Raw genomic sequence first — 11,659 nt, forward strand, 5'->3', positions numbered from 1 at the left:
CCGAATTTTGCAAAGAAATCCAACAAAACACTGTTCGATCAATTATCTTCACCGAATGTTAGAAGAAACAGTTTTGAGCGAGGGTGATTATAATGAGCCATAACCACGAATACTGATAGTTAAGGCGACGGAATGAACAATAAACGCGAAGTTACATTGGAGCTACTCAACATCGATGATATTGAAAGAGCTCACACCAAAAAGCTTGACTCAACTCTCGTTTGTGAAATCGAGTTGATGGACGACTGGTCTACATCGCATGACCTGGTCAAGATGAAGTTGATTCAGCAACAAGTGGTCCGTTACTTGAAATGCTGTCTTCCTGGCCAGCTAGTTGAGCCATCAACGGTTCGTTGCCACTCTGTTGGTAACAAAGGTCGGATATTGACTGGTTTAGTAGACTGTCTGATTAGCAAGGAAAATAGCATGATGAGTCAAGAGCGCATCCATGTTTCTGTGTGTATGCGCCACTGAGTAAACTTAGTGACTGGCCGTTGTGTATTGACAATAGTCTTTCATGGCGGGATGCGCATTAAGCGGAGGGTATGTCCCTCTGGACATCATGCTTTCAGATCGTACAACTGCCATTCGTCGAGCATCACTGTTGATCTGACGCCCCGCGAGCGTTAGAACTAACCTGTTCGCTCCGCTTCTTCCAATACCGCGATAGGATGAAAGGCAATATTGGACAGCCGTCATCAGTAAGTAGGCGTCGTAAGCTTCGTCTGCGTCTTGCGCCAGCATAAACTGATCGTGCGCCTGAGCGTGCACGTGAAGCTGGTCTATCACCGACATATCAAAGTTTGCCATATCTCTGATTGGATCGAGCAAATCTAGGCGAACACCATGTTCGTTCTGCTCACCCAAGATAGCCTTGACTTGATCGCGCCTACTCCGCTCCTCGTTAAAGAACTCGGCACTCTGCTTCAAAGTGCCGAACGAGAAATCTCTTGAATCAGCAACAGCATGATCTGCTGATATGATCAGTGCGACCTGTGCGACCGCTGCCAACCCTATCCACAAAAAAGCTTTTTTCATCATCTCTTATTTAGCTCTTGCCATTAGAGGTTTAACGAGATTTTCGAGCGCCTCACCGCTCAGACCGCCAGTTATCTGTAGACGGCCCTCTGAGTCTTTGTAAACGACTCCAGGGGTACCAGTGATGCCTAGGCCCGACATGATTTGTCGGTTTGCGCCAATCCGTTCCATCAAGTCAGCGTCAGCTTTATGTGTAAGCTGCAGACTTTGTTGATCAGATTCAGTCAATGCTTGCTCAAAGTCTTCGCGCGCTGCGATTGTAGCGATATGATCAGGTGACTTAGGTGAGATCCAAGCGACTGGTAGCACCTTCACATCAAGACCTTGCTCGATATAAGGCTTCAGGTTGGCATGAAATTTTTTACAATAGCCACAGAACGGCTCATAAAAGACGTAAAGTGTTGAGTTGGAGTCCACTGACTGGGTTTTGTCTTTTGAACCAAGAACAATACCATTCTCAAAGATTGGATCAAACACGTCGTTGAGAGGTGGTTGCAGCAAGTTCATGTATTTGCTTGTTAACGCAAAGCCATCCTTGGTGATGATGTCTCCAGTAGAGATAAAGCCTTCATCTAAATTTGACCAATAAACGCGGTATTTACCATCAGCTGCCTGAGTCATGATCGCGGTCATGCCAGCGACTTCCCTCACTTCCCTTGTGTCGATTACTGTTAGATATCCGTCACGCTCTGCGTCTACGAGCGGTTGCGGGATCACAACATCTGCAAGTAAAGACATAGGAAGAGCAGCCAGTGTCAATAATGCTAGCGAGTTCTTCACTTAATTATCCTGTTTTATTATGTTGAGGTCAGCGAGTGCTGAATTGTTAACTCAATAGTTGAGTGATGTTTCGCCAACAGGATACAACAGGATTTATCAAATTGTCATTATAATTTCTTGCTATCGTCCTAATTTTTGGGGAATTTAATCCATTCCGACCTAACTCTCAACTCGGGGTCTTCTAGAAAGTTTATAGTATCCCAGTTGCATCGTGAGGCTCTGTGAGTGATTTAGGCTAGTTTTCTTAACCTTATCACCAAGCCATAGTACTAGATCGTCAAAGATCTCAAGCATATATGTTTTAGACGCCGACCATGTGCGCTCGGTGACGCTCACGTTTTGGAATCGAATTTCATCATCCCACTCGACAAAAGTCACACTGAAACTATCAGCGACTACATCGAAACCTATCAGGTCGCAACAATAGTGATAAAATGCCCCTTGGATGAAGTAAAGGCGAGTCTCCAGTTCATTTCGCATATTTGCCTCTGTCATGGAGTGTATTGTTTTCAAGTCTCGCATCAAGTTGTCTGAAGTGATCCGGTCGATGCGTGCTTTAACGTAGCAATCGCGCTCTGTGTCAAAGGCAATGATCGTCAACTCTGAATAGCCACCCTTCTCATAATCGACCTTGTAAAGGTTTGTGCCCTTGAATACCTTTACCGCATCTTCAACCTTCATATAATCTTTCAGATCTAATACACGCTCACCCTGTTCATCTCTACGTTTAAAGTCATCAAGATATTGAGGGTAATAGATCAGGTCACTTTTATGGTCTTTTGCGATCTCGACTCGCTCAGCAATGGTCTTGCCCTTCCGTAAACCGTGAACTTCGATGTGCTTTTTTAGCGCCGCATGATCAAGCAGCACCGTTGAATTTGTCGACTTTTCTAACGTTTCAAAATCTACTGGAGCTATTACTCCGTGATCAACATGTGGTTCCAAAACCAACCCGTGAAACATATGGCCAGCGTTAAAGCTGCGCTTTAGCTGAGGTGTGATCTTAAATTCATCTTTGCCAGTCCAATAACGTTCGGCTTTGTGAGGATCGAATGCGAACTTTTTGACCAGTGAACTGCTAACGGCTTTAATCCTGTGGTAATCGTCTGCAGGCATATCCAGATAGACACCCTGAATGAGCTCACCAGTTGGAGCTAGCCACTGCTTCTGACCATTTTGAATAGCTTTGACCGGCTTGCTGCCAAAAGTATAACGATTGGATCTTGAGCAAATGTGTGGCTCCTGTTTCGTCTGAGCGGGTGCCGCGTTAAAAATTAAGTCAAAGTCGATAGCTGTTGTCATTTGTCCGTTCCTCCGCCAGCAGTAGGACAATCATAACAATTAGCTCTCTGATTCAATTCATCGTGTATTCGGTCAAGATTGCGGTCCTCTGAAAATTAGATCAGTCTACACCTCGAAGTCGGCAACTCTAACACTGAATGGTTGAGCCTATGCCTAATCTCGTTAGTTTTTATGTTGATGCCCAAAGCACTTACGTAGTAATCGAAATCAAAATTGTATGAGAGATCAGCGGTTTGACCTTTTAATCTATATCCTGACGGATCGTTGTAGATTTCTGTCGTGTAAAGCCTTGCGTAGTACTCATCCTTAAACTCGTCTCGATACTTCACAATGTAAAGCGTGTCTCCCCTTTGGCTAGGTGTAATGCCAATAGACAGAAAGGGCTTCAGCTCGCATTTGATGGCACTCGCCAAATACCTACTTTGATTTCGCTCACTTCTGTTCGAACCAGCCAGTCGCTCCTCTGCAACTGGCGCGTCACTCCTTAAGCTTAGTGATACAGTAGCAGTAACGAACAGTGAACCAACTAGGCATGTTTTTAATAGTTTTTCTTTCGACATAATGATCAATACAATCGGTTAAGAGTAGTGCACTGCCTAAGTACGATTTCAACAAAACACTGTTTTATCATTATAAGCCCCTCTAATATGCACGTTATGATCACCATTCTTACCTTTTGTTAGAATAGATACAACCATGATGTACTCTGTTGCATTGACATGATATCGACCAATTCCTACAATAATTCCGAAACCACTTTTACAGTTAAAGCTATGCGAAATAATAATGAAATTCGTGTCGGTGTAGTGTGTTCTGGTACCAAACTTAAGCCGCAACTTGATGAAGATGAGTTCTATCCTATTCGAGATATTTTTGATTGCGAGCACTTTCGTAACAATTACGAGGAAGCAGTGGAAAGCAGTGCCCACGCAATCTTCATCTATTCATCACTTCACGGCCTGGTACCCGACACTCACCGATGCGCACCTGTTAAGGAATCAGTGACAGAAACTGATCCGTTTAACTACTCCTTTGATAAGGTGAGTGACACACTTATTAGCTATTGTCCTGAGCTTGCTGATCACGAGGTATCCATCATGATTTACGGTAACGTACCACTGAGCATTTTTTCATGAAGCATGTGCTTTGGATCTGTGCTGATGCTGACGAGGCACTCCTATCTATCCAGGATAACCTTGTTGACTGTCGGCATCATAAAGCCTATATCGATAGTAGCGATCTTGGGGCGGAGAACTATAATAAGTTTGATTTAATTGTAATTATTGCTGAAGTGGCGAACGCTGAGCTCTATCTTAACTTTGTCGGGCTTCTCTCTGGACATAGTAATGTGGTCAAAGTGTTGAGCACTACCAGTGCCATAACTGACCGGCGTAAATCGCCTGAGGAGTTGAAAAAACTCCTTACAGCAGGGTTCAAAATTTTCAATCACAATGAGTTTTTACTCACGATGCTTGACTTGGACATGGCCGGTATGACAGAGGTCTCTCATGAGACTGATCTCCCTGATGCCCATTGCTCCGCTATGGATGCAGTAATCATCGACACGTTCGCGAACACAAATCGTTGGTATGGTGAGCTGGACTTATCCATTACGATTAATCGCGAGGTCATGTCGGCCAACTTGCGCACTGTTGGTTTTGCAGTTCCAAATAGATCCTGGGAAGAACGGTTTACGTTTATATCGGCCATTTTAGACCGAGCGACTGTACAAGTGGTCTTTGAAGAGTGTGAGAGTAGCTCAGTGATCCGGCAGTACTTAGCTGCTATCTGTGAGAAGCTTGGTGCGTGTAGAACAGTCAATATCTATCACTCCTCTAAGGTTTTACGAGATTTAATGACTGACATAGATCCGGAATCTAAGTTGCTATCAGGAATAACCAATAGCAAGAGGATGCACATAGACAAAAAACGTGTCCTTATTTTCTATAAACCTGAATCAATATAAACCATTGCTTAGCCTTGCCGCTGAGCCCTAAACTGTTAGGGGAGACGTCATGCTTACGTTAGGGATTGATTGCGATAGTCTACCGTTTGGAACGATTTGCCTGGACTCTCAGTTAAACATTATCAAGATTAACCAACACTTCCGTAAGCACTTGATCGGCGGTTTTCATGAGCAATATAGTGTTGGGAATAACCTGTTAACGACTGAGACTTCTGAGTTGGTAATTACGCGCATCTGTGATGCTTTGCGAATTAGCTGCGATCAATCCGTCTCTTGGATTGACAACAAGTATAATTTTCCACTTCGTACCAGCAACCTAATTCAAAACGAACGGATGTACACCAATGTCAACATCATCCTTCAAGATGAGTACATTTGGCTACTCATCTTCGATGTGACCAACGAGGCCAGCTCGGTAATTGAGCAAAAGAAAATAGAAGAGACCCTTCTACGTGAATCGCATACCGATGCACTAACCAACTTGTTCAATAGAAAGTACGTATACAAGCAGATCAGCTACTTTCAAGACCTATCTCGACGAGATAATAACGACCATCTGTATGGATTGATTGTTATTGATCTAGACCATTTTAAAGTGATTAACGATACTTATGGCCATTCTGTCGGCGATGAGGTACTGATGAAAACGGGTGAAGTTCTACTCGCTACCATGCGCAAAACAGATATCGTCGCTCGGATCGGCGGTGAGGAGTTTCTTATTTTCCTGCCGAGCAGCCGCGGAGAAAAACCAGTCAACCTAACCCGTTGTTGCGAACGCATTCATCATGCCATTGGCAACACGGTTTTCATAGCAGACGGTATCGAGTTTTCAGTTACATGCAGCATAGGGGCCGTTTTGGATCGTATCTCTCGTGATGTTAACTCTGCTTTTAGGCGGGCAGATAGATTGATGTATAAGGCAAAAAAAAATGGTCGTGCTCAAGCCTATGTAGAGCACAGTAACCTCTCGAATGATCAGAAGGAGATCAGTGCTTTGAAGATGGGTGCGTCCACCTGATTTTCACTAAGGATGCAGCCAGGCAAGAGGCACTATCTCAATCTAAAAACCGATCAATCTAAGACAAGCTTTGACTGATAGAATCCCCCTGAGTATTTGATATTTATAGGGGAAGTTTAATGGCAACTCAACACGAAACTGATGCTCACGGCTACCTAGACACCGGCGCTAACACACCTGAAGCTTTATTTCGCGCACTTGAGACATCTCCATTTACGGTCCATAAACAGATGTCTGAGAGGCTTTTGAAACTCAGGCTTACCAATGGTCTTTATCGCATCGAGGTCGATGGGCTTTACAAACTGTGTACTCGGTGCGATGAATACCATCCGATGGAACCAGAATTTTGGCACAAATCCAAATCTGCTCCTGACGGATGCTACTCGAGCTGCAAAACATGTGAACAAGAGCGTTCTAGGAGGCGTACACTCGCTAAAAGCAGCAATGTGAAAGCGAACAAACCAGATATGTTTACTCGTATTCTCAAGCACCGCACCATCTTAGATACGGTATTCCGCTTAATGTAAATGCCAATCAGTTGGTTATACCTGATTGACCCGGTCTGTCGAGCTGCTAAACTGCAAGAGTCAATGAATGGCGAATTCTAATCGATGGAAAAAATACAACAACATAACCTAGCATATGCCTTGCTTTACAATCTATATACTGATAACAACCTTACCTCCGGTGTTTCCAAGCAACGTTATTTTAACGCTGAGCTCAAGAACAGGCTAAAGCAACCACAACTTAAACACCTTAAAAAGTGGCTGCGCGATTGTCTGCATGCCGTTAGGGCCGGCACACCCGGCGAGCATATCCTGGAAGACGTGCTAAGTCAGCGAATTCAAGAGCAACGTGATACGAGTGAAGGTATCACTGACGCTGAATTGTTCTATGACCTAATGGGTGATTTAAGTGCCAAGTTTGGTATATCTATCGTTACAAAAGAATTCGACCAACTTCGGACAGAGATTGAGCAGGGAAGAATGAAGACACTTTTGATCTCAAGTGTCGACTTCGATAACGCTATCTGCGATCAAACGAACAATTTTTTCTTACCGCTTGCGGCTAGCCTGAACTGCATAAGCTCAGCAGTGCGAGACAAGGTTATCGCATACCTTAGCAGCGATAATTGCCCTCTTGAGGTCTATATCGCGCCACTGGCGGACACACGCTCACTGCAGATCGTTCTCTACTCGAGCCATACTCTACAGTTAACGCCCCAAGAACGCCACCAACAACGTCTCGAATTCGCACTAAACGATGGTGACCAACGAGTACGAGATTGTTTATCAAAGAACTATCTTTCGCTCTATCAGCATCTCAACGATGTAGGGATCGACGTACGTTACCACCAGATGGGCACCGGTAGTGAAGCCACCGGCAATTGTGCTATGGTTGACTGGCACTCCGACTTGGTAAGCTTCGACTACTTCGGTGATCAATTGGAGCCAGTCACTATCTGCTTGAGCAAGGAATTATCGGAAAGTACTGATCTCAACGATATTTTGATCCGCTCTGGATTACAGTTGGAAGAGGTTTTGTTGTTCAGCGATGAATCTCGGGGGTACGTGATTGGCCCCAACTAACACTCTGAGGAACCAATCCAGATTTTGGCCAAATAAGCATCCCAGCCGTCAGGACTCAGATTATTGTATTGGACACTTTCGAGCGTAGCATGAGTCCAACCGTTTTCTGGTGCAACTATGACAGACTTGACGTCACCGTTTAAGTCTCTGATAGTTAGTGGCTCGTTCTCTAGCCCAATCAGAAGATCGGTCTCAGATTCAGACAATGATCTAGCAATTATCATTTAACTAATTCCTTCCTTTGAGCCTTTCTATTATTTGGAAGGCTCAAGCATATAATTAAAAAAAGTAAAAGGTCAAAGTTTATATATATTTAACCAATCACACAAATCGTAGACATCCGTCACTTCAATCAAAGTCTTATTACATTGAGAATCGCACTCATAAAAATTTCCACTCTCGTCTACTGAGATAATAACCTCACTCCCACTTACCTCATCGACACTTATATTATGCCACTTTGCAACGAATTCATACATTAATTCCTTCGTTTCATGTATGTAGCACCCTGCCCTTTGCAAATAATCACTATCAAGCAAGTTCCATACATCTTTGTGAATACTGAAATAGTACCCTGATTCATTAGATATATACACCATAAAATCACACTCCTCTAATATTCATCAAAATCATTAGCCTAGAACAGTGGATATTCACTAAACTAAAGGCACGTCTTATCTACGTTAGCAACTTTCTCTGTGAGTATAGAACTCCCGCGGCTAAGATAAGGTCTTCGACTCTCATATCATCGATTGTCAAGTCCGCCTTCTTAGGCTTTACGGCATCATAGACTTTAAATGCACAGAGAGTAACATTATTGATTCGCCCTCCTTCAGATACTATTTCAGCGCGAACGTCATCACATAGGCTCGCTTGGCTAAAATCATCATCCGCTTCATCGAATTTAGCTAATACTGCCATACCACCCTCTGACTCTTCTAATATTACTTCTGAAGCTGATTTAGTCATGCTTACCCAATAATATTTTTTCATACTCACCTCAAGAAACCTTGCATGATTGCATTAAACCCATTATAAGTCATGGGTTCATTTTTAATTACTCATTAAATTATGATCAGGCTACAAATACTGAAATGCATTTAGTGGTAACAATGTTCTGATTGGCATTTGGATTAGACATCTTTAAATAAGATGCCATTTAATCAAACAAATGACAAGCTATTATACTGTTCATCACTGGGGTTTTGAGTCGCGACTCGAAGAGGTCAAGGTTAGGTTTGCGGAACTTGTTTAACGATTATTTAGTACCTTATTTATGATTAATGCAGCCCCTGCGGGGGCCAGGGCGGGATCGCACTTTGTTAACTAATGTGATCTAATAGTACCAAACCCTTAATAACACAATCATTTTGAACCTTATTGAATACTTATCTGTTGTAGAAGATACTCGCTCGGGCATTAACCAAAAGCACAACCTCATTGATGTAATGTTTCTTGTGATCAGCGCAATCGCTTCAGGGTGTGAAGGCTGGCAAGACATTGAATTTTATGGAGAAGAAAAACTCGACTGGTTAAGAAAATATAGGCCATTCGAGCATGGTATCCCTCGCAGACATACGATAGCTCGTATCTTGCGTTCCGTTGTTGCGGAGTCGTTGCTTGAGGCCTTAGCTCTTTGGATAAACGAACAACGAACTACTCAGAACAAGCCCATAATCGCCTTTGATGGCAAGGCTCTGCGGGGCTCCTATCGTAACGACAGGAAAACTGCATTGCAGTTGGTAACGGCTTACGACACTGAGCGTGGTCTCGTTCTAAGCCAAAAGCCGACTGAGACTAAAAATGGCGAGATAAGCATTGTTCGTCAAATGCTTGATGTTATTGATGTAAAGGGTAGCGTTGTCACGATTGACGCACTGCATTGCCAGCGTGAAACACTAGAAAAAATCAAAGAAAAACAAGCGCATGTTGTTGTCCAAGTGAAGAATAATCAGCCTAAGCTTAGAGCAGCTGTTGTGGAGCAGTTCCAAGCGGTTTTCGATGCTGGCAAAGAGAAAATAATTACCGAAATCAAAGAAAAAAAGCATGGTCGTAGCGAAGAGAGATACGTGTTTCAGCTAAAGGCTAAATTGCCCGATGACTTGGCGGAAAAATGGCCGACAGTAAGAAGCATCATAGCAGTGGAGCGCCATCGTGTGATCAACGGCAAAGGCACTGTAGATACCTCTTACTACATTAGTTCTCTGTCGCCGAACCACAAACTTCTGGGCCACTATATTCGTCAGCATTGGCGGATCGAGAACAGCCAACACTATGTTTTAGATGTTGTTTTTAAAGAAGATAGCTCTCGTATCACTTTGGATGGTGCCGTCGAAAATATCGCGTTGTTTAGACGTTTTGTGATGAACATGCTCAAGCAATGTGACTGTGGTGCGCCGAGCCAAAAGGTGAAGCTAAAGAAAGCGGGTTGGAACGATGATTACAGGGCAAGAGTCTTCTTTGGGTTATAAATCCATCAAAGTATGCTCCCGCCCTGCTGCGGGGGCAGGGGCGTGACTAGGGCCATCGTACTGGGAAGGCAACAAAATATGACGCCAGGACTAAGACCATTAGCCATCAATATCAGTTAAAATTAAAACGTCTTTGGGCTTGCTTGGCTTTTTGTAGGCAGCTTTCCCAAGACAATCGCCTATCTTTTTGATGGTACTGCTTCGCAAGTGACTCTATTCTTTTGTCTTGTTCTGATTTTAACATGGGACCCTCGTAACTTTTCTGAATATAATGTGAACTGTAAGATAACGAAGCTGATTTACTGGTCACTCACCATCAGTTTTCAGTGGTTTTTCAGTGGCATTTTCATTACCGCCAGCAACTTTTTTGGTTTTATGGTTTGACCATTCCTCGGAATGCCGAGCTGTTGTTGACTCACTCGCGACATTTGCCCCATCTTTTGAATTTGCCCATTCCCGGGCTGCTGTTAGGTCGAATTTTCGGGTCATCCTCTGCTCCAGTGTTTCCGTGATGTTTGTGGTTAAACCAAAAGCCTCCGCTCCTCTCGCCAACATTGCAGTGCTAGGTCAGCATCATTGTCAAAGTGGGGCAAATAGTGCTCAGCGAGATATTCACTAAACTGACGATCACTCTCCGATTGCGGCTCGTGCCTCAACGCAAGGCCATCGTCAACAAGGGACAAATCAACCTCCCATTGACACGCTACCTCACCGCAAAAAACCAGCGTGTCCACCGGAAAATCATAACCTTCATCACCTGCAATGATGAACGAGCCATGATCCGGGACCTTGTTATTAAACCATTCGATCACCGAGATTTGCGGCAGCGATTTAAGCCAGCCGTCCTCAAATCGTGCCCCGAAAACAGAGCCATATCGTTGAGCTACGTTTGAGGACAATGACATGAACATGTAGCTTGGGTCGTCTGAGGCACCATGACCATCAACGTACCCCTGGAAATATGCATTGGAACTACCGTGATAGAACATCACCATCAGGAAACACCTTGCTCCCTGAGCTTTTCAGCCATTAATTCGAGTTTCTTCCCCAGCTTTTCACATTCTTCAACGTAAATATCATAGTCCTGAACATCTTTCACGAGTTCATCTGGTGTAGCTCCACCATTTTCCATTGAGCTGATGTACTGAGCTGCAGTTTCTAACGCCTGTATGCGCATACGGCGGCGTTGATCTCCTAAGGCCATAGATTACTCCTGTTCTTTAGTACTGTGACTAATATGCCCACCAGCGGCGAGCATCGTTCTATGCGGCGATCTATTTGATGTGATCACCTCTCGTTTCCGTTGGTTTAGTCTTCAAACTCAAAATTGCTCACACCGTCATCGTCTATGATATGAGCGCGAATGTGCGAACAAACCGAAACTGGCTTTACTGGGCTTGTCGGCCCCTCAAGGCGAACAAAAACATTCTCACTATCACAGCAAGGGCAAACGGCTTTAGCCGCCAGATAAGGGCCAATCATGTCGATACTGTTC

General features: G+C 43.9%; 15 protein-coding genes. 7 read left to right on the plus strand and 8 right to left on the minus strand.

Annotation, left to right across the window (positions count from 1 at the left end; translation table 11 throughout):
- The first annotated feature begins 132 nt into the window (after positions 1-132).
- Positions 133-474, plus strand: coding sequence for a hypothetical protein (locus ACZ5R2_RS24285; RefSeq protein ID WP_464900780.1), 342 nt, complete (start codon positions 133-135; stop codon positions 472-474).
- Between the two features lie 6 nt (positions 475-480).
- Here ACZ5R2_RS24285 and ACZ5R2_RS24290 read toward each other — a convergent pair whose 3' ends face one another.
- The 3 genes from ACZ5R2_RS24290 to ACZ5R2_RS24300 all read right to left on the minus strand — a co-directional run bounded on the left by ACZ5R2_RS24290 (position 481) and on the right by ACZ5R2_RS24300 (position 3,120).
- Complete coding sequence (locus tag ACZ5R2_RS24290; protein ID WP_464900781.1) at positions 481-1,038, minus strand: hypothetical protein; 558 nt, start codon at positions 1,036-1,038, stop codon at positions 481-483.
- A gap of 6 nt (positions 1,039-1,044) precedes the next feature.
- Positions 1,045-1,818, minus strand: coding sequence for a thioredoxin fold domain-containing protein (locus ACZ5R2_RS24295; RefSeq protein WP_464900782.1), 774 nt, complete (start codon positions 1,816-1,818; stop codon positions 1,045-1,047).
- Between the two features lie 159 nt (positions 1,819-1,977).
- A complete protein-coding gene (locus ACZ5R2_RS24300; protein ID WP_464900783.1) occupies positions 1,978-3,120 on the minus strand; it encodes a hypothetical protein in 1,143 nt (380 codons plus the stop codon).
- Between the two features lie 773 nt (positions 3,121-3,893).
- Here ACZ5R2_RS24300 and ACZ5R2_RS24305 point away from each other — a divergent pair.
- The 5 genes from ACZ5R2_RS24305 (at position 3,894) to ACZ5R2_RS24325 (ending at position 7,693) form a co-directional block, all read left to right on the plus strand.
- Positions 3,894-4,256: a hypothetical protein gene (locus ACZ5R2_RS24305; RefSeq protein ID WP_464900784.1), complete on the plus strand. Its 363-nt coding sequence runs from the start codon at positions 3,894-3,896 to the stop codon at positions 4,254-4,256.
- Positions 4,253-5,086 (plus strand): hypothetical protein, encoded by an 834-nt coding sequence (locus ACZ5R2_RS24310; RefSeq protein WP_464900785.1) that lies wholly within the window; start codon positions 4,253-4,255, stop codon positions 5,084-5,086. Before ACZ5R2_RS24305 ends, ACZ5R2_RS24310 begins: the two co-directional genes overlap by 4 nt.
- A gap of 49 nt (positions 5,087-5,135) precedes the next feature.
- On the plus strand, positions 5,136-6,104 hold the full coding sequence (locus tag ACZ5R2_RS24315; RefSeq protein WP_464900786.1) for a GGDEF domain-containing protein: 969 nt from the start codon (positions 5,136-5,138) through the stop codon (positions 6,102-6,104).
- Between the two features lie 119 nt (positions 6,105-6,223).
- Complete coding sequence (locus ACZ5R2_RS24320) at positions 6,224-6,631, plus strand: hypothetical protein (RefSeq protein ID WP_464900787.1); 408 nt, start codon at positions 6,224-6,226, stop codon at positions 6,629-6,631.
- An 84-nt stretch (positions 6,632-6,715) separates the two neighbouring features.
- Positions 6,716-7,693: a hypothetical protein gene (locus ACZ5R2_RS24325; protein WP_464900788.1), complete on the plus strand. Its 978-nt coding sequence runs from the start codon at positions 6,716-6,718 to the stop codon at positions 7,691-7,693.
- Here ACZ5R2_RS24325 and ACZ5R2_RS24330 read toward each other — a convergent pair.
- Positions 7,690-7,917 (minus strand): hypothetical protein, encoded by a 228-nt coding sequence (locus ACZ5R2_RS24330; RefSeq protein ID WP_464900789.1) that lies wholly within the window; start codon positions 7,915-7,917, stop codon positions 7,690-7,692. The genes ACZ5R2_RS24325 and ACZ5R2_RS24330 overlap by 4 nt on opposite strands.
- Positions 7,918-8,371: 454 nt before the next feature.
- Positions 8,372-8,662 carry a hypothetical protein gene (locus ACZ5R2_RS24335; protein WP_464919483.1) on the minus strand — a complete coding sequence of 97 codons (291 nt, stop codon included), beginning with the start codon at positions 8,660-8,662 and terminating at the stop codon, positions 8,372-8,374.
- 401 nt (positions 8,663-9,063) lie between these two features.
- Here ACZ5R2_RS24335 and ACZ5R2_RS24340 point away from each other — a divergent pair, with 401 nt between their 5' ends.
- Positions 9,064-10,164: an ISAs1 family transposase gene (locus ACZ5R2_RS24340; RefSeq protein WP_464900791.1), complete on the plus strand. Its 1,101-nt coding sequence runs from the start codon at positions 9,064-9,066 to the stop codon at positions 10,162-10,164.
- Between the two features lie 306 nt (positions 10,165-10,470).
- Here ACZ5R2_RS24340 and ACZ5R2_RS24345 read toward each other — a convergent pair whose 3' ends face one another.
- From ACZ5R2_RS24345 to ACZ5R2_RS24355, 3 genes are read right to left on the minus strand one after another with little or no spacing between them, the layout of a single operon-like run.
- The gene (locus ACZ5R2_RS24345; RefSeq protein ID WP_464900792.1) at positions 10,471-10,653 is read right to left on the minus strand and encodes a hypothetical protein; all 183 of its coding nucleotides are present in this window, start codon (positions 10,651-10,653) and stop codon (positions 10,471-10,473) included.
- Positions 10,654-10,685: 32 nt separating this feature from the next.
- Positions 10,686-11,159: a hypothetical protein gene (locus ACZ5R2_RS24350; RefSeq protein ID WP_464900793.1), complete on the minus strand. Its 474-nt coding sequence runs from the start codon at positions 11,157-11,159 to the stop codon at positions 10,686-10,688.
- The gene (locus ACZ5R2_RS24355; RefSeq protein WP_464900794.1) at positions 11,159-11,368 is read right to left on the minus strand and encodes a hypothetical protein; all 210 of its coding nucleotides are present in this window, start codon (positions 11,366-11,368) and stop codon (positions 11,159-11,161) included. The genes ACZ5R2_RS24350 and ACZ5R2_RS24355 overlap by 1 nt, the downstream gene beginning before the upstream one ends.
- Between the last annotated feature and the right edge of the window lie 291 nt (positions 11,369-11,659).

It is taken from the genome of Vibrio sabulosilitoris (genome assembly GCF_055391395.1).

Coding starts and splice junctions, on each gene's coding strand:
- ACZ5R2_RS24285 (WP_464900780.1), top strand. CDS start 133: ATGAACAATAAACGCGAAGTTACATTGGAGCTACTCAACATCGATGAT.
- ACZ5R2_RS24290 (WP_464900781.1), bottom strand. CDS start 1,038: ATGAAAAAAGCTTTTTTGTGGATAGGGTTGGCAGCGGTCGCACAGGTC.
- ACZ5R2_RS24325 (WP_464900788.1), top strand. CDS start 6,716: ATGGAAAAAATACAACAACATAACCTAGCATATGCCTTGCTTTACAAT.
- ACZ5R2_RS24300 (WP_464900783.1), bottom strand. CDS start 3,120: ATGACAACAGCTATCGACTTTGACTTAATTTTTAACGCGGCACCCGCT.
- ACZ5R2_RS24315 (WP_464900786.1), top strand. CDS start 5,136: ATGCTTACGTTAGGGATTGATTGCGATAGTCTACCGTTTGGAACGATT.
- ACZ5R2_RS24320 (WP_464900787.1), top strand. CDS start 6,224: ATGGCAACTCAACACGAAACTGATGCTCACGGCTACCTAGACACCGGC.
- ACZ5R2_RS24350 (WP_464900793.1), bottom strand. CDS start 11,159: ATGGTGATGTTCTATCACGGTAGTTCCAATGCATATTTCCAGGGGTAC.
- ACZ5R2_RS24355 (WP_464900794.1), bottom strand. CDS start 11,368: ATGGCCTTAGGAGATCAACGCCGCCGTATGCGCATACAGGCGTTAGAA.
- ACZ5R2_RS24310 (WP_464900785.1), top strand. CDS start 4,253: ATGAAGCATGTGCTTTGGATCTGTGCTGATGCTGACGAGGCACTCCTA.
- ACZ5R2_RS24345 (WP_464900792.1), bottom strand. CDS start 10,653: ATGACCCGAAAATTCGACCTAACAGCAGCCCGGGAATGGGCAAATTCA.
- ACZ5R2_RS24335 (WP_464919483.1), bottom strand. CDS start 8,662: ATGACTAAATCAGCTTCAGAAGTAATATTAGAAGAGTCAGAGGGTGGT.
- ACZ5R2_RS24330 (WP_464900789.1), bottom strand. CDS start 7,917: ATGATAATTGCTAGATCATTGTCTGAATCTGAGACCGATCTTCTGATT.
- ACZ5R2_RS24305 (WP_464900784.1), top strand. CDS start 3,894: ATGCGAAATAATAATGAAATTCGTGTCGGTGTAGTGTGTTCTGGTACC.